Source organism: Caldisalinibacter kiritimatiensis (genome assembly GCF_000387765.1).
Lineage (GTDB): Bacteria > Bacillota > Clostridia > Tissierellales > Caldisalinibacteraceae > Caldisalinibacter > Caldisalinibacter kiritimatiensis.
In genome coordinates this window covers 1-25,821 of sequence record NZ_ARZA01000146.1, presented here as the reverse complement: position 1 = coordinate 25,821, position 25,821 = coordinate 1, and the positions used below count along the sequence as shown (strand labels likewise).

At 28.9% G+C, this 25,821-nt stretch carries 19 protein-coding genes, 1 tRNA gene and 1 other annotated feature; of the genes, 3 read left to right on the top strand and 17 right to left on the bottom strand.

Features of this window, described 5'->3' with window-relative positions:
* Nucleotides 1-49: 49 nt before the first annotated feature.
* Nucleotides 50-661, top strand: a complete 612-nt coding sequence (locus tag L21TH_RS07105) for a TetR/AcrR family transcriptional regulator (RefSeq protein WP_006312684.1) — start codon at nt 50-52, stop codon at nt 659-661.
* 23 nt (nt 662-684) lie between these two features.
* Complete coding sequence (locus tag L21TH_RS07100) at nt 685-1,161, top strand: flavodoxin (protein WP_006312682.1); 477 nt, start codon at nt 685-687, stop codon at nt 1,159-1,161.
* 36 nt (nt 1,162-1,197) lie between these two features.
* On the opposite strand, the gene L21TH_RS07095 is transcribed toward L21TH_RS07100, so the two are convergent.
* The 8 genes from L21TH_RS07095 to serS all read right to left on the bottom strand — a co-directional run bounded on the left by L21TH_RS07095 (nt 1,198) and on the right by serS (nt 10,142).
* Nucleotides 1,198-1,782 carry a hypothetical protein gene (locus tag L21TH_RS07095; protein WP_006312681.1) on the bottom strand — a complete coding sequence of 195 codons (585 nt, stop codon included), beginning with the start codon at nt 1,780-1,782 and terminating at the stop codon, nt 1,198-1,200.
* 24 nt (nt 1,783-1,806) lie between these two features.
* On the bottom strand, nt 1,807-3,231 hold the full coding sequence (locus L21TH_RS07090) for a sensor histidine kinase (protein WP_006312680.1): 1,425 nt from the start codon (nt 3,229-3,231) through the stop codon (nt 1,807-1,809).
* Nucleotides 3,232-3,587: 356 nt separating this feature from the next.
* Nucleotides 3,588-4,046, bottom strand: coding sequence for a tRNA adenosine(34) deaminase TadA (gene tadA, locus L21TH_RS07085; protein WP_006312679.1), 459 nt, complete (start codon nt 4,044-4,046; stop codon nt 3,588-3,590).
* Between the two features lie 267 nt (nt 4,047-4,313).
* Nucleotides 4,314-4,390 (bottom strand) — tRNA-Arg (locus tag L21TH_RS07080).
* 60 nt (nt 4,391-4,450) lie between these two features.
* The gene (locus L21TH_RS07075) at nt 4,451-5,617 is read right to left on the bottom strand and encodes a D-alanyl-D-alanine carboxypeptidase family protein (RefSeq protein ID WP_006312678.1); all 1,167 of its coding nucleotides are present in this window, start codon (nt 5,615-5,617) and stop codon (nt 4,451-4,453) included.
* A 117-nt stretch (nt 5,618-5,734) separates the two neighbouring features.
* A complete protein-coding gene (locus tag L21TH_RS07070) occupies nt 5,735-7,138 on the bottom strand; it encodes an aminopeptidase P family protein (RefSeq protein ID WP_006312668.1) in 1,404 nt (467 codons plus the stop codon).
* A gap of 126 nt (nt 7,139-7,264) precedes the next feature.
* Nucleotides 7,265-8,845 (bottom strand): M1 family metallopeptidase, encoded by a 1,581-nt coding sequence (locus L21TH_RS07065; RefSeq protein WP_006312667.1) that lies wholly within the window; start codon nt 8,843-8,845, stop codon nt 7,265-7,267.
* A gap of 22 nt (nt 8,846-8,867) precedes the next feature.
* On the bottom strand, nt 8,868-10,142 hold the full coding sequence (gene serS / locus L21TH_RS07060) for a serine--tRNA ligase (RefSeq protein ID WP_006312666.1): 1,275 nt from the start codon (nt 10,140-10,142) through the stop codon (nt 8,868-8,870).
* Nucleotides 10,143-10,239: 97 nt separating this feature from the next.
* Nucleotides 10,240-10,439: a binding site (T-box leader), on the bottom strand.
* A gap of 187 nt (nt 10,440-10,626) precedes the next feature.
* Here serS and L21TH_RS07055 point away from each other — a divergent pair.
* Nucleotides 10,627-10,821, top strand: a complete 195-nt coding sequence (locus L21TH_RS07055; RefSeq protein ID WP_006312665.1) for a hypothetical protein — start codon at nt 10,627-10,629, stop codon at nt 10,819-10,821.
* A gap of 29 nt (nt 10,822-10,850) precedes the next feature.
* Here L21TH_RS07055 and L21TH_RS07050 read toward each other — a convergent pair whose 3' ends face one another.
* The 9 genes from L21TH_RS07050 to L21TH_RS07010 all read right to left on the bottom strand — a co-directional run bounded on the left by L21TH_RS07050 (nt 10,851) and on the right by L21TH_RS07010 (nt 25,595).
* The gene (locus L21TH_RS07050; protein WP_006312664.1) at nt 10,851-13,634 is read right to left on the bottom strand and encodes a UPF0182 family membrane protein; all 2,784 of its coding nucleotides are present in this window, start codon (nt 13,632-13,634) and stop codon (nt 10,851-10,853) included.
* Between the two features lie 79 nt (nt 13,635-13,713).
* Nucleotides 13,714-14,733 carry a PTS sugar transporter subunit IIC gene (locus L21TH_RS07045; RefSeq protein ID WP_006312663.1) on the bottom strand — a complete coding sequence of 340 codons (1,020 nt, stop codon included), beginning with the start codon at nt 14,731-14,733 and terminating at the stop codon, nt 13,714-13,716.
* Nucleotides 14,734-14,828: 95 nt separating this feature from the next.
* A complete protein-coding gene (locus L21TH_RS07040; protein WP_006312662.1) occupies nt 14,829-15,353 on the bottom strand; it encodes a transcription repressor NadR in 525 nt (174 codons plus the stop codon).
* A 93-nt stretch (nt 15,354-15,446) separates the two neighbouring features.
* Complete coding sequence (locus L21TH_RS07035; RefSeq protein ID WP_006312658.1) at nt 15,447-17,858, bottom strand: glycogen/starch/alpha-glucan phosphorylase; 2,412 nt, start codon at nt 17,856-17,858, stop codon at nt 15,447-15,449.
* Between the two features lie 68 nt (nt 17,859-17,926).
* Nucleotides 17,927-19,357 (bottom strand): glycogen synthase GlgA, encoded by a 1,431-nt coding sequence (glgA, locus tag L21TH_RS07030; RefSeq protein ID WP_006312656.1) that lies wholly within the window; start codon nt 19,355-19,357, stop codon nt 17,927-17,929.
* Between the two features lie 5 nt (nt 19,358-19,362).
* On the bottom strand, nt 19,363-20,484 hold the full coding sequence (gene glgD, locus L21TH_RS07025; RefSeq protein ID WP_006312654.1) for a glucose-1-phosphate adenylyltransferase subunit GlgD: 1,122 nt from the start codon (nt 20,482-20,484) through the stop codon (nt 19,363-19,365).
* 17 nt (nt 20,485-20,501) lie between these two features.
* Nucleotides 20,502-21,644, bottom strand: a complete 1,143-nt coding sequence (locus L21TH_RS07020; RefSeq protein ID WP_034429611.1) for a glucose-1-phosphate adenylyltransferase — start codon at nt 21,642-21,644, stop codon at nt 20,502-20,504.
* Nucleotides 21,592-23,556, bottom strand: a complete 1,965-nt coding sequence (gene glgB, locus L21TH_RS07015; protein ID WP_006312645.1) for a 1,4-alpha-glucan branching protein GlgB — start codon at nt 23,554-23,556, stop codon at nt 21,592-21,594. The genes L21TH_RS07020 and glgB overlap by 53 nt, the downstream gene beginning before the upstream one ends.
* Nucleotides 23,557-23,747: 191 nt before the next feature.
* Nucleotides 23,748-25,595: an LTA synthase family protein gene (locus L21TH_RS07010; RefSeq protein ID WP_006312644.1), complete on the bottom strand. Its 1,848-nt coding sequence runs from the start codon at nt 25,593-25,595 to the stop codon at nt 23,748-23,750.
* Nucleotides 25,596-25,821: the final 226 nt, after the last annotated feature.

The window sequence follows — 25,821 nt, the reverse complement described above, 5'->3', positions numbered from 1 at the left end:
ATAGTATATTATTATTAGATAAAAATTATGTTAGAAAGGAATAAATTTTATGGTTAGAATTAGTAAAAAGCCTGAAGAGAGAAAAAAAGAATTATTAAACATAGCAGAAAAGCTATTTTTAAAACAAGGTTTTGATGATACTTCAATTAACCAAATAGTTAAAGAAGCTAAAGTAGCCAAGGGAACTTTTTACTATTATTTCAAATCAAAAGATGAAATACTAAGTTCCATTTTGAAAAGATATATAGATAATATAGAAAAGGAAATAAAAAAGATTAGTAATGAAAAAAGTGATGCCCATTCTAAAATGGAAAATATATTTAAAAAACTTTTTTATACACAAATAGAAGACAATCGATTCACACAACAGTTCAAATCTGATACAGGGTATAAAATTAAAGCTAAATTAGATAAGGCTTTCTTTAATAAATTTCAACCTATAATATTAAATGTTATAAAACAAGGTATAGAGGAGAAAGTTTTTAACACTTCGTATCCACAGAGAATTTCAGAAATTCTACTGTTAGGAATACAAGGATATATGCATAATCACTACCTTTATACAGCCGACAAACAAACTTATAATAGTAATATTAAAGCTATGGAAGAACTACTAACAAGGACTTTACAAGCAAAATATAAATTTAATTTAACTGTGTAAATTTTACTACCAGGGGGGATACAATGGAATCAAAATCTATAGTTATATATTATTCTCTAGAAGGAAATACAAAGTTTATTAGTGAAATTCTAGCAAAAGAGTATAAAGCTGACCTACTAGAAATAAAACCTAAAAAAGAAATACCTACTAGCGGTGTTATGAAGTATATTATAGGAGGTTTTCGTGCTCTTTTTAAAACTAACCCTAAATTAAAACTTTATAATCTATCTTTGGATGAATATTCCACAATATTCATAGGAACTCCTGTATGGGAAAAGAGTATGAGCCCACCAATTAGGACTTTTTTAAAAAATAACAATATTAAAAACAAAAATATAGGACTATTTTGTACTTGTGCAGTAGGTAAAGGCAAAACATTTTATCATATGAAAAAATATTTAAATGATAATAATCTCATAGATGAAATAGAATTTGTTAAACCACTACAAAATAAATCCCACTGTGAAAAAATCATAAAAGAATGGATAGAAAAAATATAACATGGGAGAAAAATTAGGGTACGCTTAATATAAATGTTAGATAATATTGTTAAACACTAAAACTATAATAGTGGACAACATTCCAATCAATGTTCCTGATATTAACTCTTTAACAGTGTGTCTTTCTAATACTAATCTTGCCCAAAATACAATAGGCAATATTAAAAAAGTATATAATAATCTAAAACCTAAAAAATATATTAAAATTGTCAATGGTCCAGACACACCACATGCATGTCCACTTGCTTTAAATTTTATAACTCCATTAGTAAATGATAATACTATACCTGACATTAAATAAGCTAGAAATATTATTTTTACTCCTTTAGGTGCATCAAATACAAACGCCGTTATAGTACCGGTAATTTGACCTATTACCCCCATTACGAAAGCTAGCTTTCTTTCTCCTTTTCTCCCTTGATTTTTATAATTAGGAAGTATATTTTTTAATATATAAGCTGAAAATGGTATAACCGTTAAAAATATAACTGAAATTAAGTACCACAAATAGTTATTGGCAAATATACTCTTATAACTTACATATAATAAAGTTAAAATAAATAAAGCAATAAAAGGAACCACCGTAATTATACTAATTAATTTTGCAACCTTTACTTTCATACCAATCCCCTTTTTACTGTATATTTATGAATATATATCAGAAAATTCAACTTCTATCCTCTCTACATATTTTTCACTATTAACTCTTGATTGAATACATTTATTTTCTTCTCCCTTGACTGTTGTAGAAGGTAAGATTATAACAAATTCAGTTCCCTTTCCGTATTCACTATTTACAGAAATATTACCTTTATGCATATCTATAAACGACTTTACTAATGATAGTCCAATACCACTTCCGCCGTAGTTTCTAATTAAAGTTTTATCTATTTGTTTAAATCTATCAAAGATATAATCAAGCTTCTCCTTTGGTATGCCTGTTCCTGTGTCCTTTACTCTTATCTCAACGTTTTCACCTTTATCTGAAATACTTACATCTATACTGTCTCCAGGGTCAGTAAACTTTACAGAATTTGATAAAAGGTTTAACATAATTCTTTCTATTTTATCTGGGTCACAGGCTATAACTTTCTCCTCGATATCTGTATCAAACTGAAGACTTATGCCCTTTTCCTCTACATGCTCTGCTACTGATAACACAATATTCTCAACTACACTAACTATATTATAATTCTGTAATTTTATTTTGAAATATCCAGCATCAATCTTACTTAAATCAATTATGTTATTAACTAGTCTTAATAATCTATAGCTATTTTGCTTTAATATGGCTAGGTGTTTAACTGCATTGCTATTTTTTTTAACAGAATTTCTTAAATCTCTTTGAAGCATTTGTATTATTCCAAATATTAAAGTCAGAGGAGTTCTTAATTCATGGGAAATATTAGCGATAAACTCATTTCGCTGATTATCATATTCTAAACTTTTTCTTAACTTACCTTCACTTTCTTTTACTTTCTTTTGGAGATAATTTATCTTTCTTTGGTCTGAAATATCTTTTACAATATTTAATACTGCTACCTTACCATTTAAAAGTAACGGCTTAGTATGTATCTCTACTTCTACTTTTTCTCCTTCTAGCTTAAGTGATAATCTATCAATTTTAGGTTTAAATTCCTGTTCGTTTAATGCTCTATTTATACGTTCTTCACCTATTTTTTCATAATCTAACTCTATAAAATCTTCTATTGGTCTTCCGATAATCTGTTCTGCATTTTCTGCACCTATTAATTTAGCACCAAAATTGTTACCATAAATAAACTTAAGCTTTTTATGTACAAAGATACCATTAGGTATGGATTCTAATATTTTACTATATAATTCCCTTTTTTCTTCTATACGGTTAAACGTATTCCGTATCTTGTTTATTAATATAATTTTGATAATAGATATAATTACCAATACAGAAATAAATAAAGGTGCTATAAAATTATTTTTTTCTTTATCAGAAAAAGTATATAACATAAAAACTGACAAAACTAATGTTATAATAATAAAAGTTATTAAAATATTAAATAATGTTTTTGGATGTGATTTGATGTTAAACAAAATATCCCTCCTAGCCAAACACCCAATAATATTATATTAATATACATACTCATATAGTATTCGACGTATTCTAAAAATTTCCTGCTATAAAAATAAAAAGCAGCCAAGCTGCTATCCCGCTTTTTAAAAGTAAGCATATTATATTAATATAAGGTTAAAGTTTATAAAAAGCACGAGGACGTGAAATAATGAAAAAACTTCTTTTCTTCTTGATAACATTCTTAATGGAACATAGTTTATATGACAGATTCTAAACAAAGTCGATTTCGTCTTTTCCTCCATACTTCAACTAGACATGCTCTTATACAACAAAAAAGACGATTTTGCTTCAAAACCTTGAAGCAAAAATCGTCTTTTTATCGTCTTTTTTTCTCTCTAAGTTCTTTAAAAAAATTCTTCATTATAGATGAACATTCCTCTTCTAATACTCCCCATGTAACATCTACTTTATGATTAAATTTAGGATTTTGAATTATATCTATTACAGAGCCACAGGCTCCCATTTTAGGGTCTTTGGCTCCTATTACAAGTCTATCTATTCTAGAATTTATTATAGCTCCTGCACACATAGGACAAGGCTCTATTGTAACATACATAGTACATCCTATAAGTCGCCATCCACCTAAAACTTCACTTGCTTTACGTATAGCTATAATCTCTGCATGGGCTATGGGGTCCTTTGAGGACTCCCTTAAATTATAGCCTGTAGATATTATCTTACCATCTTTTACAATTACAGCTCCTATAGGAACTTCATCTATATTATAAGCTTTTTTTGCTTCCTTTAATGCTAACTTCATAAAATAACTATCCATATTTCTCACCTGTTTATGTTTTTGACTTTGGTTTGGGTCTTCGCCACTCGCTGTTCGCTTTTCGTAGAAGAAGTACATGGATTAGGGATTAGAGTAGTAGAAAATAGCGAAAAGCTAAAAGATTTGTTATTTTTATATCTTATAATTTTACATTTTAAATTTTCAATTTTAAATTGATAAAAAAGGTATTCTATTTTTTCGTTTCCTTTCACGTCATAATATACGTCTTCTATAACGCTAATTATCCAACATAAAGACATAAAAAAATGGTGCACCCGAGAGGATTCGAACCCCTGACACATGCCTTAGGAGGGCACTGCTCTATCCTACTGAGCTACGGATGCACGCAATAAATTCCTTTGAACATTATATAATAATATAATAAAAAGTAAATTTTGTCAATTTTAATATTCCCCAATTAATCCTATTAAATCCATTAAATATCTAAAGATTCTCATAAACACATTGGCTTTATATACAGTTCTAGATGCTATTAGCTCTATTTCTTCTTCTTTTTTATTATCTATATATATAGTAACTTTTCCTATTACTTCTCCTTTTTTTACTGGTGCTGTTATATCTTTTTTAATCTCTACATCTTTACTTATGTTAGCTCCTTTCTTAACTATAGTTGAATAGTCTTTAGAAGCTAATAAATCTAAATTTTCATTTTTAGCTCCATAAACCTTAATAGTTTCTATCACTTGATTCTTTAATATTATTTTTCTCTTTTCGTAATTATCTATACCATATTTCAATAATTCTATAGTTTTATTCCTTCTTTGTTCTTCACTTTTAGCACCCATTATTATTCCAATAAGCCTAAAATTCTCAGTATTTTTACTAGACTGCATTACAGGCAACGTTGATACAAGACAATAGCCTGCTAAGTCTGTATAACCGGTCTTTAATCCATCTAATTCTGGTATCTTTCTTAATACTGAATTAGTGTTTTCTTTATTAAAGTTTCTAGTTTCAACATTTAAATTTATCATTCTAGTTGCGTTAAGTATCTTTGGATATTTAGATATTACGTATCTTGATAATTTGAATATATCTCGTGTACTCATCATATTTTGTCCATCTTTTTCTGGCAATCCACTTGAATTAAGAAATCGAGCAGTTTTTAGACCTATATCCTTGGCCTTTTTATTCATCATTTCAACAAACTTTTCCTCAGTACCTGCTACATATTCAGCTATAGCCACACAAGAATCGTTACCTGACACTATAAGTATAGAATCTAACAAAGTAGATAACTTCACTCTTTCTCCTGCTTTAAGATTAAAGCTACTTCCTCCTACTCTACTAGCATTTTGGCTTACTGTTACTATATCGTCTAATCCAACCTTGCCCTCTGAAACTAAATCCATTGTCACTAAATAAGTCATTAGTTTAGTAATACTAGCTATCTCCATAGGAGTATCTACATTATAATTATAAACTATCTCGCCACTTTTATATTCACCCAACAATACAGATTTTAATCCATCCTCTATATTTCCATCAGCATAAGCTATATTGGTAAATAATATTGTAATTACAATAATAAATGTAAATATTTTTTTCATCTTGTTTACCTCCACAGTAAACTTATTTGATAAATAAACTCTAAATAATATTTTTAACTAAAATTTTGTTTTTAAACATACTATTTAGCTGTTAGTTTTTTATGTAAATATATCCATTTACTCACTTTTATTCATAAACGTCTCAATATCCTTTATGTTTTTTATAATATTTTTAGAAAGATTTACAAAACCATCCTCTGTTACTAAAATATCATCTTCTATCCTTATGCCTAGCCCCTCTTCTTCTATATAAAGTCCTGGCTCTATTGTAATAACCATGCCCGGCTGTAATGGTCTATTAAAATCCCCAGGGTCATGGGTATCTAATCCTAAATAATGTCCTATAAAGTGAAAATAATAATCAGATATTTCAGATTCTTTATTTATCAAACCTATTCTCTTACATTCTTCTGAAAGTATATTTTTAGCGATATTATCTAATTGACTTAATGTTATTCCAGGCTTCACAGCTTTAATTGTTTCAGTTTGAGCTTTTAAAACTATATTGTAAATTTCCTTTTGCCTTTTTGTAAATCGTCCATTACTTGGAAAGGTTCTAGTAATGTCGCTATTATAATATCCATATGTAGCTCCTAAGTCCATTAGTATAAGTTCTTTATCTTGTATCTCACTATTATTTTTTTGATAGTGTGCTATTGTTGCATTTTCTCCAGAAGCAGCTATGGTTAAAAATGCATGTTCCTTAGCACCTGAATATTTGGTAATAAAATCAAAATATGCTTCAAGTTGATATTCCTTCATACCCGGTTTAGCATTTTGCATAACATACTTTATTCCTTCACCAGTAATCTCAACTGCTTTTTTAATTTTTTGTATTTCCTCTTTATTTTTTATCAATCTCTGGTCTGCAATCAAAGGAAATATATTCTTTATATTTATTTCTTTATACCTATTTCTAATATGTAATGCAAAATCCTGTCCTTGTGTAATAGGAGAATCAAAGCTTACAATTTGAGAAGCTAACGTATTTATAGTTATATCACCTAAGTCCAAATATACATTTTTAATGTTATATTGAGATATACTTTTTTTAAAATAAGGATTAAAAGAGTTAAGTATAAAAACATTATTAATACCAGATATCTGCCTGACTTCTTCTTTTTTTAATGTCTTACCTACCCATCTCTCTAATGTAGGATTAGATTTTGGTATAAACAGAAACTGTTTATTTACTTCTTTACTTTTTATTATTAATAAAATAACATTTGGTCTATCTATACCTGTAAGATAATAAAAATTTCTATTAGGTGAAAATCTTATTTTTTCTGTAGGATATCCAGAAAAAAGAACTATAGCTGAATTATTTTCTATTCTTTTTAAAAGATTATATCTATTAGTAATAATTAAATCCTTGCTTAACCTATAGTTACTAGAATACACTGTTTTATCATTATCTTTTTTATAAACATTATTTTCTTTGCTAATATTATTATGTTCTTTACACGAAACACTTAATATAGCAATTAATAAAATTAGCAATATAATTATTTTTCTTTTCATACATTACTCCTTATTATATTTTTAATATTTATCCATTATAATAATATTCCCTTTAAAGATTAAATATATAAAAAAAGGATGTAAGACTCTATAAGATATCTTACATCCCTAATCTAAAAGTTTATATTATCTTCCGTATAACCACTGGTCTACCATTTCATCAAACTCATCACCTGTAATTTCTTCACACACGCTTATAAAATCCTCTGTAGTAGCATTTAAAAACCTATATCTATCGAAATATTCTCTAAGAATAGCATACAATGTATCCTCACCATATTTTTTCTCTATCTCATGAATAAACATAGCACCTTTATTATAGGCTAATGCACCGTAATCCGTCCAATTTTTAAATTCACTTAAGGATTTAACTATGACTTCATTAGTTTGAATCATAGATTTTCTGTATTCATAGCCAGCGGCTATATTATTATCATAATAATTATCTCCTATATCCTCACCATATTTATTATCCGCATATACTACTTCCGAATAAGTAGTTATTGATTCATCAAGCCAAGCTTCATCTACTTCATCATTTCCCACTACTCCATACCACCATTGATGAGCTGTTTCATGAGCTATAACTATTTCTAAATAATCCTTTCTAAATCTATTATAGTATTTCTCTCCTATAAAAACTATACCTGGATACTCCATTCCACTTGGGAAACTTGTTGCCACTACTGAATAATCGGTATAAGGATACTTACCAAATGTATCACTAAATACTTCTATTGAGCTATAAGCTACATCTGCAGCAAATTCATTTATCTTATCATTATCCTCTAGAAAATACACCTTAACTAAAGTTCCATCAATGTCTTTTGATGTCATTGTAAAATACTTACTTGCAACCCAAGCAAAATCTCTCATTAAATCAGCTTTTATCTTCCATATCTTTTTGTTCCCTTTTATATCTTCAGACAATATCTTTCCAGATGAAGCTACAACTATTTCCTTAGGTGCCTTTATAGTAACTTCATAATTACTAATATCACTATAAAAAGGGTCCCCTACGCTATAATATGGGTCTAAGTTCCAACCTTCATCATCATATACTGCTGCTATTGGATACCAATTACCTAAATTAAAAGTTTTATCACCATATCCAAATCTATCTTGAGCTGGTGGCATCACTACAGTATATTCCATATCAATTTCTACTTTTTCTCCTGGTTGTAAAGATGTTTTTAAAGGAACTTTTAGTATAGTATCTCCTAGGCCTTCAATAACATAATTATCTATATCTTTACCATCTAATGATATTGACTTTATATCTATATAGCCCGGTTTAAAACCATAGGGATAAGCACTACTAAAATCATCAAATAAAAATGGTGCTGTTTCCTTTGATTTAAAGGCATTTGGGTATAAGTGAAAATATACCGCACCTAATTTAACATCTTCGTTGTTAACATATATTACTTTTTGTTTTGCAGCATAGGACTTATCTTTAGGATTGAAGTCTACTTCTATAATATATTTATTTAATTTTTCAAATTCTAGATTATTATAATCTTGTACAAGTAAAGTTGCATCGGTTTTAGCAGTTGATATATCTGATACTTCATTTGCTTTATTAATTTGATTTTCTTGTTGTTGAGGGTGTTTAGTATTTTCTACTGTATTACATCCTATAACTAAAGTTATAGAAATAATAATTATTAGTAATAGAGAAATTTTTCTTTTAAATATATTAATCATCTCCAATCGATTTAACTTAATTTTAACCCTCTATTTTTTCAAGTCCACCCATATATGGTCTTAAAACTTCAGGAATAATTATTGAACCATCTTCCTGTTGGTAATTTTCTAATATAGCTGCTGTAGTTCTTCCTACTGCTAATCCTGAACCATTTAAAGTATGAACGTACTCTAATTTACGTTTTTCATTAGATCTAAATCTAATATTTGCTCTTCTTGCTTGGAAATCTTCAAAGTTGCTACAAGATGAAATTTCCACGTATCTATTATAACTTGGCATCCATACTTCTAAATCATATGTTTTAGCTGAAGAAAATCCTAAATCTCCAGTACATAATTCTACTACTCTATAAGGTAAACCTAATAGTTGTAGTACCTTTTCAGCGTTGCTAGTTAATTTTTCTAATTCATCATATGAATCTTCAGGTTTAACCAACTTAACTAATTCAACTTTATCAAATTGGTGATTTCTAATAAGTCCCCTTGTATCTCTTCCAGCTGAACCTGCTTCTTGTCTAAAGCAAGGTGTGTATGCCGTATAGTACTTAGGTAAATTTTCTTCTTCTAATACTTCATCTCTGTGTATATTTGTTACTGGCACTTCTGCTGTTGGTACTAAAAAGAAATCCTTGCTTGGTATATTAAATGCATCCTCTTCAAATTTAGGTAACTGTCCTGTTCCTGTCATACTATCTCTATTAACCATGAAAGGTGGTAGTATTTCTGTATATCCATGTTCATTAGTGTGTAAGTTAAGCATAAAGTTAATTAATGCTCTTTCTAAAGTAGCTCCTAGACCTTTAAACATACTAAATCTAGCACCTGCTATTTTTGAAGCTCTCTCGAAATCTAGTATGTCTAAATCTGTACCTATATCCCAATGTGCTTTAGACTCAAAATCAAATTTTGTAGGTTCTCCCCATTTTCTTATTTCAACATTATCTTCGTCACTTTCCCCTACTGACACTTCTGGATTTGGTATATTAGGTATACGTAGTAAAATATCGTTTAGTTCCTTTTCTATTTCCTTTACTTGTGGGTCAATACTTTTTATTTTATTTGATAATTCTTTCATTTCCTTAATAACTTCAGAAACATCTTTTCCTTCTTTTTTTAGCTTTGGTATTTCCTTTGATACTGAGTTTTGTTTAGCCTTCATTTCTTCAACTTCTACTAATAGCTCTCTTCTCTTTTTGTCTAATTCTAATACTTTGTCGATAAACTGTTCTGCACCACGTTTTTTAAGAGCCTCTTTTACTTCTTCTGGATTGTTTCTTATACGCTTAATGTCTAACATTAATACTCCTCCTTTTTCCTAAAATAATTTTATGTCAATATGTTTTTTATAATTCTAAATTTATATTTAAAATACAAAAAACCCCCACCCCCAATGAATTAGGGACGAGAGTTTCTCCCGTGTTGCCACCCTAGTTAGCCAAAAATGGCTCACTCTTTACACTTAACCCGTGCTAAGGTTTTACCTTTTCAGTAAACTGCTCTGGGATGGATTCGATAAACAATCACACCGATTTCCACCAACCATCGGCTCTCTTAAGTGATTAATTTATCTACTATTTCCCTTCATAGCTTTATCAATGTTAAACTTGTATGTAATTTTACCATAATAAGTAAAACATTTCAAGGTATTTTTATATCTTTTATTCGTCTTATTAGTATTTCCGTAAGAGTTAATAAATATTCACTAATTTAAGTATACATTTTCCATATATGTCAATAATACAAATAGTATTATTTGATATCAAGTAAAAGGAGGTACTCAAATGAATGATATTGACGTTTTTGCTGAAATAGGTGATTTAAAGGAAATTGATTATAGGAATACTCTAGCAATAGCTAGTATTATTGAAGTTTTAGTTGATAAAGGAATAATAGATAGAAATGATATCGCTAAAAAAGCTCGACTTTTAGACTCTATGACTATAGATGAGTTAAGATTTATGAGAATGAGAAAGTAGGTGCCGAATATATTCAGCACCTACTTTTTTTACTGTTCATTATTATCAATACTATAATTAGTATTCAATTGGTTTAGTATTTCTTCTAATTCTTTTATATACTGTCCATATTTAGCCCAATCTCCATTTTGTGAAGCCACTTTTGCTCTTATAAATACTTCATTAGCTCTTCTAATTAAATCAGATGTATTCTCGTCAGTATAATCTGTATCTATTTCATCTACAACTCCATTATCATCTTTTTCCTGCTCTATATTACCAAATATCTTACTTAAAGCTTCATCTAGTGTTCGCTCCATTACTATCTTATCCTTATAACCTACTATTACTCTCTTCATTTCAGGTAAACTATTTTCATTATCTGCCTTTAAGTAAATAGGCTCAACATACAATAAAGAATTTTCAATAGGTATAACTAAAAGATTTCCCCTTAATACATTTGAACCTTTTTGACTCCACAGTGTTAACTGAGGTGATATATTAGAATCTTGATCTATTCTTGATTCTATCATCATAGGTCCTGGTATATTTTCTGTCTTAGGAAGTTTATATAATGTCAACTCTCCGTAGTTCTCTCCATCACTTCTAGCTATAAACAGAGCTGTCATATTATTTTTATTTGCCGGAGTATATGGAATAGTAAGTAAAAACTCTGCTTTTTCTTCTTCAGGTAATTTAAACATTACATAATTTGATTCTACATTTTGTACTTGCTCCATATATTTTTCCTTAGCTATATCCCAATAGTCCTCACTTGCAAAGAATACTCTAGGATTGTTCATATGATATGCTCTGTATATTTCAGATTGTATATCAAACAACAGATGCGGATATCTGATATGCTCCCTTATACCTTCTGGCATATCATCAAGACTTAAAAATAAATCAGGGAATATCTTTTTATACGTCATTATAATTGGGTCATTTTCCTCAACTATATAATATTTAGTATCTCCATTATATGCATCTATAACTATTTTAACTGAGTTTCTAATATAATTTATATTAGAGTCTCTATAAGGTTGTGAATAAGGATACCTTGTGCTCATAGTATATCCTTCGATTATCCAATACAACTTACCATCATCTTGATTGATTACTAAATATGGGTCTGAATCATAGCTAATGAAAGGTGCTATTTTCTTTATCCTTTCGTTTATATTTCTATTTAATACTATTCTACTGTCAGAATTTATATTTCCTGATATTAAAAGCTTAAGACTCTTTTGCTTTATAGCAAATAACAATTTATTTAAACCTTTAAGCTCTATTCCTGCAGTACCTTGATATATGGTTTCCTTATTGTCAGAACCCTGAGGATAATCAAATTCTTTCTCATCAGTATTAACTATGATATAATTATTCGTTAATTCTCCAAAATATATTTCTGGTCTTTCAATTTTTAAATCAGTATTAGTTGTAGGTGGTATGTTTTTTACTAATAATCTAGGTTGACCTTCAGGAGTTACTGAATTAACTGGTGATAATGTAAATCCATAACCATGGGTATATTTTAAATACTGATTAATCCAAGTTTTAGCCTGATCATTAAGTTCTTGTTGGTCTAATTCCCTAGCTGATAAAAATACCTGTGTATATTCACCATCTATATTGTATCTGTCTATATCTATATCGTTAAATTTATAATATGGTCTAATACCCTGTAATTGAAAATATACTTGCTTAATTGGTCTATAGTCATTTATTCTTATATTCTTAATCGTTTCTTCATTGTTTAATAAATCTTGTTTTGTTAAGTTATACTCTATATCAAAGTCCTTTTCTATAACGTTATCCAGTCCGTAGGCTTTTTGAGTATATTCAATATTATGCTCCAAGTACTTTAATTCCTTAGAAATTTGGTCTGGCTCTACAACAAATTTTTCAACTGAACCACTAGCAATATTTCCTACAATTGAAATAATTATAAGAGCTACTGGACCAATTAATGCTAATCTTATCTTTTTTCTTACTATACCTACAAAGAAGCTAAAAGCTGATATAATGGCCGCGACAGCCATTATTCTAAATACCCATAAAGACACATGTACGTCTGTATAGCTTGCTCCATATACTTTTCCTCTAGTAGAGTAAAGTAAGTTAAAACCTTTTAAATAATAGTTAATACCTATTATTAAAAATATAATAAACCCTATTACACCGATTTGTGTTAAAACACCTTTTAAAATCTTATTTCTAAATAATCCTTTAATATCACCATTATTTATAGTATTATGTAAATCTAAATCTATAGGCCCTTCTGTATTAGGTCTTCTTAAAGTGAACATTAAAAGATAAAATGCAAATGTTAAAATTATCAATATAAAAGCTAAAAGCATTAAGATATTAAGTATTTCTCTAATAAGCGGTAATTTAAATACGTAAAATGAAATATCTCTTCCAAATATAGGGTCATTGATGTTAAAGTTTATAGAATTTAAAAATTGCAGTATATCAAACCATAGATTACCTGAAATAACTGATGAAATAAAAAGTGAAATAACAGCAGATACAAGTCCTAAAATTGTGTTTAATCGTTTTTCTTTTGATTTATCTGGTATTATATGTACTTGTTTGTAGTATTTTTTCTTTAATGCAATTATGTATAGCATTATCAAAATAAATAATCCTAAAAACGTAGGTATTCCTATCATTAACTGTGTTCTTAGTTTAGTAAGAAATGTTTGAGTATAGCCTAGTTCACTAAACCACATATAATCTGTGGCAAAATCTATTATTTTATCAAAGGAACTAAACAATACTATCAGTATAAAAATGATAACCCCTAAAGTAAACTTTGTCCCTTTCCTCAATAAAAAAACCCCTTTCTATAAAATAAGGTAGTATAATGTTTATTACATTATACTACCCAATTTTAACTTTTTCAATTAATTAATCGTATAATTTCATTTCTCCGTATTTTATCCAGCCCTTTTTTCTCATATATTCTGAGATTATTAAAGTCAATACAGCTGGTAAAATAAAATGTAATAATACAACTCCAATAATACCTTCATTCCCCATTACAGCTATGGTTCTTAACTGTCCTACAAGTCCACTTGTACCCATACCTGCACCTAAAAAGTCATTTTTCATTTCAAATACTTTAGTAGCTATTGGACCTAAAATAGCAGAAGTAATAATAGGGGGTAGCCATATCTTTGGATTTTTAATTATGTTTGGTATCTGTAACATCGATGTACCAAATCCTTGAGCTATTAATCCTCCAACTTTATTTTCTCGATAACTAGCAACTGCAAAACCTATCATTTGAGCTGCACATCCTACTGTTGCAGCTCCTGCAGCCAAGCCTCCTAATTTTAAGGAAATAGCTAAAGCTGCACTACTTATAGGTAACGTAAGCATAATCCCCATAAGAACTGCTACTAATATTCCCATTGGAATAGGTCTTAATTCTGTGGCATAATTAATCATACTTCCTAGTAAAGACATAAATTGAGCCACAACAGGTGCTATATAAACACCAATAAGTCCTCCTACTACAATAGTACCTGCTGGTACTAATACAATATCTACTTTTGTTTTACCTTGAATCAGTTTAGAAAACTCAGCTCCTATTAATGCAGCGATAAATGCACCTACTGGTTCTCCAATAACAAGTTTTATAGCGTTGCCATCAAAAACAGCAGTTTGAGAACCTATTAACCCAGTTACCGAAGAAGCAAATATTCCTAACGGTGATGCACTAACACTATAAGCAACTGCTGCACCAATAGCTGGACCCATTAAATATTTTGCTGTCTTTCCAAAATACTTTAATATTTCTATATTTAATAATCCACCTATCTGCTCAATAATAACCCCAATAATTAATGACCCAAATAATCCTAATGCCATTCCGTTTAATACTTTAACTAAATAGTCCTTTATATCTGATTTTTTCTTTGTCATATTCATTCTCCTTTTTTATGTTTTCTTTTACATATATTAATTCTTGATTGTAATAACATCTGTCTTGTCACCTGTATATAAAAAAATATAACATTTTATCTACTTTTAATCAAGTAGCCCTTCTCTTCTAATTTGTTTTTTATTTTATCGAATACATCTTCACTAGGAACCTTAATAGTGTGTAAATGTACACCATCATTTAATGTAGCTAAAGGCTCAGCATGGTGTTCTCTTATTTCCTTCATAAAATCTTCTATTTCTACTCTAGAGCCTATCATTAATGGACTCTTTATTTCACCATATATAGGATGCTCAACAATAACATCTAAAACTTCTCCACCCATATCTATTATAGTTTTAAGTTCGTCCTCTATCTCATTATATTCTTTATGTCTACATGCTATAGTTTTAGTAAGTTCGTTATTAATATTTTTATTAATAATCATATAGCCCTGAGGAGTTGCTAATATTTCTTCTCCTCCTGCTCTTAAGATAGCAATATCCTGTACTATTACTTGTCTACTTACATCAAATTTTTTTGCTAAATCTGTTCCCTTTATTGGCCCTTTACTCTCTTTTAATGTAATTAGGATATTCTCTCTTCTTTCATTTGCATCCATACTTTTCACTTCCTTTAAAATACTTCTTATATATTAGCATTATACTATACATGGTTAAATATAAGCAAATAAAAAAGCGAGTAAAACTCGCTTTTATGCCCTCCAAATTTCGTCTACATACTCCTTTATCGTATTATCACTTGAAAATTTACCTGAATTAGCTATATTAATTATTGACATTTCGCTCCATTTGTCTTGTTTTTTATATAGTTTATCAACTTTATTCTGTGCTTCTACATATGAATCGAAATCCTTTAGTACAAAGAACTCATCATTGTAGGTTATCAAATGGTCAAATATATCTTTAAATTCTTCATTAGGAACATCTAAAAATCCATTTGTAAGCTGGGTTATTATCTTTTTTAATCTTTGGTCATTATTATATACATCCATAGAAAAATATCCACCATGTCTATAATAATTCATAACTTGGTCAGCAGTTAGTCCAAAGGTTATTATGTTTTTGCTACCTACTGATTCCTTTATTTCAATGTTTGCACCGTCTAAAGTTCCTAAAGTAATTCCTCCATTCATCATAAACTTCATATTACCAGTTCCAGAGGCTTCTTTAGATGCCGTAGATATCTGTTCACTTACATTGGCACTTGGTATCAATCTTTCTGCTAATGTAACATTATAATTTTCTAAAAAAACTATCTTTATATTATCCTTTATAGATTTATCGTTATTTATCTTTTCCTTTAATGAATTAATAAATTTGATAATTTGTTTTGCTAAATGGTAACCTGGTGATGCCTTTGCAGCAAAAATGAAAGTTCTAGGTACTATATCTAAATTTGGATTTTCTTTGATTCTATTATATAAATTCAATATATGTAACCCATTTAATAGCTGTCTTTTATATGCATGTAATCTTTTTGCTTGAACGTCAAAAATCGAATGTTGGTCAACTAATATATTGTATTTATCATTAATAAAATTACATAAATACTCTTTATTTTTTTGCTTAACTTTTTTTATTTCTTCTTTGAAAGCTTTATCTTTTACAAATTGCTCTAAGTCTTTTAAACGATTAGGTTGTGTTATCCACTTATTACCTATAGTATCTGTTATTAAATCTGCTAATAAGGGATTTGACTGTAAAAGCCATCTTCTATGGGTTATTCCATTGGTTTTGTTGTTAAACTTCTTAGGAAAGATTTCACTGAAGTGTTTTAGTTCTCTATTTTTTAATATTTCGGTATGAAGCTTTGATACACCATTTACTGAATAACTACCTACAATAGCTAAATTGGCCATTCGTATATTACCGTCATGAATTATTAAAGTACTATTTATCTTATCCCAATCTTCATTATATTTATCATGTAATTCAATTTTAAACCTTCTATCTATTTCCTCTACTATCATGTAAACTCTAGGAAGCAACTTTCTAAACATATCCACTGGCCAAGTTTCTAATGCTTCTGCCATAATAGTGTGATTAGTATAAGCTATAGTTTTTGTAGTAATTTTCCAAGCCTCTTCCCACCCTAGTTCGTATTCATCTACTAATATCCTCATTAACTCAGCTACAGCAACCGATGGATGGGTATCATTTACGTGTATAGCTACATAGTCAGGAAGGTCATATATTTCTTTATCTGTCTTTTTAAAAGTCCTCAATATACTCTGTATTCCAGCACTAACAAAGAAGTATTGCTGTTTAAGCCTTAATACTCTTCCGTTATGGTTCGAATCATCTGGATACAGAACTTGTGAAATAGATTCAACATTATACTTATATTCTACTGCCTTTAAATATTCGCCCGCTCTAAAGGCAAAGAAATCAAATTCATTACCAACAGGTTCTGCACTCCAAAGTCTCAATGTATTAACGACATTGCCCTCATAACCAACAACAGGTACATCATAAGGCACAGCTTTTATAGGCTCATAGTTTTCATGGATAGCCTTTAGTCTACCATTTTTCTCTATGAGCTTTACATTTCCTCCAAATTTTACTATTACTGATTTATCCCTTCTTTTTACTACCCATACGAATTCATCTTTTAACCATTTATCTGGTATTTCAACTTGATAGCCATTTACTATTTTCTGCTCAAATAAACCGTATCTATATCTTATTCCATTCCCATGTCCATAAACACCAATAGAAGCCATTGAATCTAAAAAACATGCCGCAAGTCTACCTAATCCTCCATTACCAAGCCCAGCCTCTTTTTCAATTTCTAACAGCTCATCTAGATTTATTCCTAATTCATTTAATGCTTCGTTACATTCTTCCTTTATCCCTAAATTTATTAAATTACTTTCCAATAGTTTTCCTGTTAAAAACTCCATCGAGAAATAATACACTTGTTTTTTGTCATTTTCTAAACATCTTTTTTTGCTTTGTAGCCATGCCTCTGAAATGTATTCTCTAATCACCCTTCCAAGGGCTATATATTTATGGAGCTTAGATGCTTCCTCTACTTCCTCTGCAAATACACACATAAGCTTTTTCTTAAAATCATTCTTTATTGTATTTTTAAAAACATGCAAAGAGATGACCTCCTAAATTTATTTAATATAGTTTTTGACAGCCTCATAGTATTATAATTTTATTAGCCTTATAATAAGAATTGATAAACATTTAGATAGTCCTTAGCCGAATGTATCCAACTGTTATCCTGTATCATTCCTTTTTCAATTATTTTATTCCATATATCTTTGGTATCAAAAACTTCTCTAGCTCTCTTAATAGCATTAAGCATATCATTTGAATCATAATCTGAAAATGTAAATCCAATTCCTTCTCCAGTATATTTATTATATGGTTTAACTGTATCCTTAAGTCCACCAGTCTCTCTAACTATAGGCACTGAACCATATCTTAGAGCAATTAGTTGACCTAAGCCACAGGGTTCAAATAAAGATGGCATTAAAAACATATCTGAGGCTGCATATATTTTTCTAGCAAAAGCTTCATTAAATCCTATGTGTGCATGTATTTGAGATGGATACACAGAGGAGTAGTACTTAAGTGAATCTTCATATGTTTGTTCACCAGTACCTAAAACTACTATTTGAACATCTAACCTCAATATATCCTCTATTACTTGACAAATTAGTTCTATTCCCTTTTGTTTAACCAATCTTGACACGATACCTATCATAGGCTTTGAGGGATTAACTTCTAACTTTAATTCTTTTTGAAGTGTAATCTTGTTTTTAACCTTATTTTCCAATTTATTAACACTATAATTTTTAACTATATTTTTATCAGTATCAGGATTATATAACTCATAATCTATTCCATTTAATATACCGATAAACTTATCACCTTTCGATCCTAATAGTCCATGTAATCCTTCTCCATAGAAAGGCATTTTTACCTCTTCAGCATAATTATTACTTACAGTACTTACTATATCTGAGTAATTAATTCCACCCTTCATAAATGAAACACCATCATAATATTTTAGTTTATCTTCACTAAAATAATCCTCTGAAAGTCCTAATAAGTCACCTAAAATGTCCTTTCCATAAACTCCTTGATACTTTAAATTATGAATAGTATAAACTGTTTTTATATTCTTATATTGATTATTATTTCTATAGTCATGGTTTAATATAACTGGTATCATTCCTGTATGCCAATCATTACAGTGTAGTATATCTGGAGTAAAATCCTCTATATACTTTATTGCATCTAATACAGCCCTTGAATAATATGAAAACCTTTCTCCTTCATCATAAAATCCATATTGATTATTTCTCTTAAAATAATATTCATTGTCTATAAAGTAAAAGGGAACTCCATCATATTCCAAATACTTCAAACCACAGTATTGCTCTCTCCATCCAACTGACACATTAAACTCGGATATAAGGGTCATTTTATTTTTATATCCATCATCTATATTATTATATTTAGGTAATATTACCCTTACATCTATTCCTAATTTTCTAAGTGCCTTAGGTAATGCATATGATACATCACCAAGACCTCCAATTTTAGCAAATGGATAGGCTTCAGATGTAATAAATAAGACCTTCATAAAAATCACCTCCTAAAATATAATTTATTTATGAACTGTCTTTCTATAACCAATGGATGGTTTATATCACCTATTAATTTCTTGCCTTCTTCAATAACAGTATTTTTATCTAATATCGTATATTGTAGCTTTGCTCCTTTTTTTATATGACTATTTTGAAATATTATACTGTCTTTAATTTCTACGTTTTCTTCTATAACAACTCCTCTGGATATAATACTATTTTCTACCCTTCCCTTAATAGTACATCCATCTGCAACTATTGAGTTTTTAACATTTGAGTTCATTAAATACTTAGTTGGTTGTGAATCTTTAGGCTTAGTATAAACTTGTCCATTTTTAAAAAACAACTCTTTTCTAAAACTTAAATCAAGCATGTCCATTGAACTTTTATAATAAGCTTTTAAAGAATTAATACATTTAACAGTTCCCTTAAACTCATATAGATTTAATGTATATGTTTTTATATTTTTAAGTATTGCATTTTTTAATGATATATAATTCCCTTTCTCTATACATTCATGAATTATTTTGAGCAATAGTTCGGTTTTAAATATGAACGTATCAATCAGAATATTTATTTCCTTTGAAGCTCCTAAATTTTTACCAATACTGACCCCATCTTTATCGTTAATATTGAGGGTGTCACAGTTTAAAAAGCCATCATCTGTATTTTTAATCCTTTTATAAACAACAGTTATATCTTTTCCTGATTTTTCATGGGAATAAGCCATCTTTTTAAAATCAATATTGTATATCATATGAGGCGAAGATAATAATACGTATTTTTTCTTACTTCTATATATAAACTCAATATTATCTTTTAGTAATTTTATATCATTAAACAAAATATCCCCCATACAATAATCAAATATAAAAAGTCCGCCAATTTTTCTATCTAATTCCCAAGGCTTTCCTGTTCCTAAATGGTCAACTAATGACCTAGAATTATTAGTAAAAACACCAACTGTATCAATCCCTGAATTAACCATATTAGAAAGTATAAAATCTATCATTCTATATCTACCGAAAATAGGTAAGGATGCTAAAGGTCTATGTTTAACTAAACTTCCAAAGTTTTGATTTTTCTCTAATGAACTAATTATACCTAAATACTTATTTAACAAAATTTCCCTCCTCTCTGTTAGTTATTAAAATTCCCTTTTACTTCCTTATTATCTGGTATAACTACTATCTCTTTATTTTTTCCTATTACACTATTTTCTTTAATCAGACACCTTTCACCTATTATTGCTTTATCAATTATTACGTTACTTTCTATTCTTGTATTTGGCATTATCACTGAATTTTTAACTTTACTGTCTTTACTTATAAACACCCCAGGAAATAATACAGAATTAGTAACCTCCCCTAAAACTATACAGCCATCAACTACTATAGAATCTTTAACCTTAGCTTCTCTTCCTATATACTGTGGAGGGCAAATAGGATTATTAGAGTATATTTTCCAATAATCATCGTTAAGCTTTAATTCATTATCATCTTTAAGTAAGTACATATTTGCTTCCCAATAGCTTGTAATAGTACCTACATCCTTCCAATACCCATCAAAGGGATATGCATATAATTTTTCCTTTGATGCTAACATCTTAGGTATTATGTCTTTTCCGAAATCATTGTCTGAAGTTTTATCCTTTCCATCTTCTATTAAATATTGTTTTAATTTTTCCCAAGTAAATATATATATTCCCATTGATGCTAAGGTACTCTTTGGTTTTTTAGGCTTTTCATCAAAGCTTGTTATGATATTATCCTTATCTGTATTCATTATTCCGAAGCTACTTGCTTGTTCTAAAGTTACATTAACAACTGCAATTGTTACATCTGCTTTCTTTTCTTTATGATAGTTAAACATTTTCATATAGTCCATTTTATAAACATGGTCTCCTGATAAGATTAATACATATTTAGGATTATATTGGTCTATAAAGTGTATATTTTGATATATAGCATTAGCTGTTCCCTTGTACCAGTTACCTCCTGTTGATGTCATATATGGTGGAAGTAAGGATACCCCTCCTACATCTCTATCTAAATCCCAATGGGTTCCTATGCCTATATGGTCATTTAACGTTAATGGCTTATATTGAGTAAGTATTCCTACAGTATCAATTCCCGAGTTAGAGCAATTACTTAAAGTAAAATCAATAATTCTATATTTTCCTCCAAATGGTACTGCAGGCTTAGCGTTATTTTGGGTTAGCTTTTTTAATCTACTTCCTTGCCCCCCTGCTAAAATCATAGCTATTATCTCTTTTTTTCTCATGTAATTTAACCTCCTCTCCATTATAAAAGGGTTTTATATAGATAACAGAAAAAGCAGGTATTTTTATTTCTATAGAATAAGGCATATTATGAAAATTAGTTTTTGAAGGCTTTATATAACCTCCGTTTATATACCCACTACCTCCGTATTCTTTACTATCACTGTTTAATATTTCTTTATATATAGTAAATTTAGGAACACCAATTCTATAGTTATCGTATTCTACACCTGCGAAATTACATATTACAATCAAAAACTCTTCCTCATCACCTCCTTTTCTAATAAAGGAAATAATACTTTGCTTGTAGTTTTGATAGTCAATCCATGCAAAGGTATCTATTTCATGGTCACGTTCATATAGAGCTTTAATGTTTTTATATAAATGGTTTAAATCCTTTACATATTTTTTTAATTTAGCATGCATTGGATAATCTAGAAGTAACCAATCTAATTCTGCATCGTATTTCCACTCTACGAACTGACCAAATTCACCACCCATAAATAACAGTTTCTTACCTGGATAACCCATCATATAACCATATAATAATCTTAAATTAGAAAACTTCTCATTATAATTACCTGGCATTTTATCTAATAAAGACTTTTTACCGTGAACTACTTCGTCATGTGATAAGGGAAGTATATAATTTTCTGAGAAGGCATACATCATCGAGAAAGTTATTAAACTATGATATTTATTTTTATCCATTGGAAAGACTTGTGCATATTTAAGAGTATCGTTCATCCATCCCATATTCCATTTATAATTAAAACCAAGACCGTCTAAATAGGTGGGTTTAGTTACTAGGGGCCATGATGTTGATTCTTCTGCTATCATCAAAGGATTATCACATTCTCTAAATATCACTTCATTAAGCTTTTTTAAGAAGGATACTGCCTGTAAATTCTCATTTCCTCCATATTCATTTCTTATACCTAAGTGTTGTTTCCCATAATCAAGGTAAAGCATACTTGCAACTGCATCTACTCTTAATCCATCAATATGAAATTTTTTAAACCAAAATAATGCATTAGATATTAAAAAACTATGTATCTCTGGCTTTCCTAGATCAAAATATGCTGTACCCCAATCATAATTTTCTCTTTTTAATGGATCATTATATTCATACAAATGAGTTCCATCAAACCTATATAGCCCATGGGCATCCTTACAAAAATGACCCGGTACCCAATCTAATATAACACCTATATTATGTTGATGTAATAAGTCAACAAAGTATTTAAACTCTTCGGGAGTACCATATCGACTAGTTACTGAGAAATATCCTGTAGATTGATAACCCCAAGAACCATCAAATGGATGTTCGGTAATAGGAAGGATTTCAACGTGGGTATATTCCATTTCAGTTAGATAGTTTACAAGAAGATGTGCTAATTCCTTATATGAATAGAATTTACCATTATCTTTTCTTTTCCATGACCCCAAATGTATTTCATATATGTTGATTGGTTTTTTGAATAGGTTAGCTTTCTTCCTTTTCTCCATCCATTTATCATCATTCCATTTATATTTGTTAAAATTTCTTACTACAGAAGCTGTGTTAGGTCTAATCTCTGAATAAAAAGCAAAAGGATCTGATTTTAATAATATTTCATTTTCTTTAGTTATTATTTCATACTTATAAATTTTTCCTTCTGTCAGGTTAGGAATAAATTTATACCATATTCCTGTTTTGTCTATTTTATTCATAGAATGTTTTTCACCATTCCATTTATTAAAATCTCCAACTACTCGTACAGCTTTTGCATTTGGAGCCCAAATGCAAAACAAAACTCCTTTTTTTCCATTAATATCAATATATTTGCTACCGAATAGTTTATAAGATTCATAGTTTACACCTTCAAGAAATGCTTTTATATCCTTAAAAGAGATAAAGTTTTCTATTTTCATTCATATAATCACTCCTTTATTCTATCGAATGTAAATTTATATTGTTTATTTTTTAGAACTTTTCTGAATTTTATCATTTGAATTAATCATACATTTATTTATCTTATTCTACATTTATAAACAATTTCCTTCATAATTTCACATTATTTTTGCAAAACAATGACCCCACAATAAATTGTGAGGTCTTTATTTTAGTCTTCTAACAATAAATTCTTAAGTAAATCATTTTTTATAATATAATCTGATTTTCTCTTTTCGTTTATAGCTCTGTTATATCCTTCTCGGCATTTTTCAATGTCTATTAATTCTCTAGTCTTTAAATCCCATGCTACACTATTCTCGAATTTACCATCGCTAGACATTATAAATACCTTTTTATCATCTATAAATGAACCTAGTGGTAAATAATATTGAAGAGCCACAAAACCAGATTCAGCATTATTTAAATCTTTCCCAAAGAAAATACTATTATCATCTTCAATTCCTAATAAATTAAGCATTGTAGGTAAAAAATCGATTTCTCCACCGACTATTGTATTTTCTTCAGCTTTTCCTAATGCCGGTATATGGATAATTAAAGGGATATTAAATGCTTCATCATAAGTATATTCAAAACCAAGATATTCTGTCATAATCTCTTTATTATTTTCATGAGAAGGATATAATCCAAAATGGTCACCATATATAACTATTATTGAATTTTCATATAACCCAGTTTCTTTCAATCCTTCTATAAACTTTCCTAAGGCCATATCTGAATAATTTATTGATTGTATATAGTTTCCAAATAGTGTACCTTCATGCTCCTTTGATAGCTCTAAATTTTGTTTTTCTTTAGGTATTATATATGGATGATGACTTGTAAGAGTTACTACTGATGCATAAAAAGGCTTATCAGTATTCTTTAGATGCTCAAGAGTTTGCTTAAAAAACGAATAATCACTTAATCCTAAGCCTATTAAATCATCTTTTTCAAAATCCTCTAAGCTTATATACTCATCGATCCCTTGTTTAGGGTACATATTTTCTCTATTCCAAAACTCACCCTTAAATCCATGAAATGCTTTAGTTACATATCCTCTTTCCTTTAAAATCTTAGGAAATGAATAAAATGTATTATCAGTAAAATGTGTGAAAACTGAATAACCTGATAAAGGGTACATAGAGTTATTAGATACAAATTCAGCATCTGAAGTATTACCTGGTCCCACTTGTTGGTAATAATTACTAAAATATATGCTATCTTTTTCTATTAACTTATTTAAATTAGGAGTTATTTCCTGTCCTTTATAATAATTATTTATTACAAAATTCTGCAAAGACTCAAATTGAATAACAATTACATTTCTACCTTTTGCTACTCCAAAATATTTTCTACCTTCTTTTTTTGTTTCATTTTTTTCTTTTTCTAAGATATCCATCATATCTTCACTATATACTTCTTTACTTTCATCAGAAAGACTCTCATAAATATCATAAATATGATAAGTATATATACCATAATTACCGTATACATATGCACCTTCTACATCAATAACAGTAACACTTAATGCCAAAAACATAATCATAAGTACAGTTATATATTTAGTAGCTAATTTTCTATTTGGAGTAATTAATGCTGAGTATTTCCTTCTCTTGTATAAATATATCGCTAAAGGAACAATATCTAAAAACATTATAAAATAAATAGGCTTTAAGAAATATATAATACAACCTTTTACACCTGTTGCTTGTTTAGCTAATAATAATGCCTTAATCGATGGCATGAAATTATAGTATTTAAAGTATACTAAATCAGCAAATATAATAAATGAAATTAAAATATGAATAAAGATACTGTATATATATCTCTTCTTACTGTTAAATAAACTAATAATTCCATATATAACTATTAAGAATGGAATAGTCTTTAATGTAATAAGCCATACTTCGCTTACATCGGTTACTGTATATAATCCAATTGTTTTTAGTAAAGTCAAAATAAACATAATTATTGCTTCTTTTAGTGGTAAATCTATGTGATTTATTTTTCTTTTCATATATTATTGCCCCCTTTAATAAACAAGACGAATCTAAATCAATAAAAGTTCCAAGCCGTCTAAAAGAAAATTATATACCTTTATCCAAAATATGTCAATAGTGTTTAGTGCTTAAAAAACTTTGGAACGCTGAACCGGGTTCGGCGTTCCGGTTCGGCGTTCCACAAAAAAATAAAAAAACAAATTTGGCAGCGACCTACTCTCCCAGGACGTCTCCGTCCAAGTA

Excerpts from the sequence above, each read along its gene's own strand:
- L21TH_RS07075 (WP_006312678.1), bottom strand. The coding sequence starts at position 5,617 with ATGAAAAAAATATTTACATTTATTATTGTAATTACAATATTATTTACC.
- L21TH_RS07105 (WP_006312684.1), top strand. The coding sequence starts at position 50 with ATGGTTAGAATTAGTAAAAAGCCTGAAGAGAGAAAAAAAGAATTATTA.
- tadA (WP_006312679.1), bottom strand. The coding sequence starts at position 4,046 with ATGGATAGTTATTTTATGAAGTTAGCATTAAAGGAAGCAAAAAAAGCT.
- L21TH_RS07020 (WP_034429611.1), bottom strand. The coding sequence starts at position 21,644 with ATGAGAAAAAAAGAGATAATAGCTATGATTTTAGCAGGGGGGCAAGGA.
- L21TH_RS07010 (WP_006312644.1), bottom strand. The coding sequence starts at position 25,595 with ATGAAAAGAAAAATAAATCACATAGATTTACCACTAAAAGAAGCAATA.
- L21TH_RS07100 (WP_006312682.1), top strand. The coding sequence starts at position 685 with ATGGAATCAAAATCTATAGTTATATATTATTCTCTAGAAGGAAATACA.
- L21TH_RS07040 (WP_006312662.1), bottom strand. The coding sequence starts at position 15,353 with ATGGATGCAAATGAAAGAAGAGAGAATATCCTAATTACATTAAAAGAG.
- glgA (WP_006312656.1), bottom strand. The coding sequence starts at position 19,357 with ATGAAGGTCTTATTTATTACATCTGAAGCCTATCCATTTGCTAAAATT.
- L21TH_RS07055 (WP_006312665.1), top strand. The coding sequence starts at position 10,627 with ATGAATGATATTGACGTTTTTGCTGAAATAGGTGATTTAAAGGAAATT.
- L21TH_RS07045 (WP_006312663.1), bottom strand. The coding sequence starts at position 14,733 with ATGACAAAGAAAAAATCAGATATAAAGGACTATTTAGTTAAAGTATTA.
- serS (WP_006312666.1), bottom strand. The coding sequence starts at position 10,142 with ATGTTAGACATTAAGCGTATAAGAAACAATCCAGAAGAAGTAAAAGAG.
- L21TH_RS07070 (WP_006312668.1), bottom strand. The coding sequence starts at position 7,138 with ATGAAAAGAAAAATAATTATATTGCTAATTTTATTAATTGCTATATTA.
- L21TH_RS07095 (WP_006312681.1), bottom strand. The coding sequence starts at position 1,782 with ATGAAAGTAAAGGTTGCAAAATTAATTAGTATAATTACGGTGGTTCCT.
- L21TH_RS07065 (WP_006312667.1), bottom strand. The coding sequence starts at position 8,845 with ATGATTAATATATTTAAAAGAAAAATTTCTCTATTACTAATAATTATT.
- glgB (WP_006312645.1), bottom strand. The coding sequence starts at position 23,556 with ATGAAAATAGAAAACTTTATCTCTTTTAAGGATATAAAAGCATTTCTT.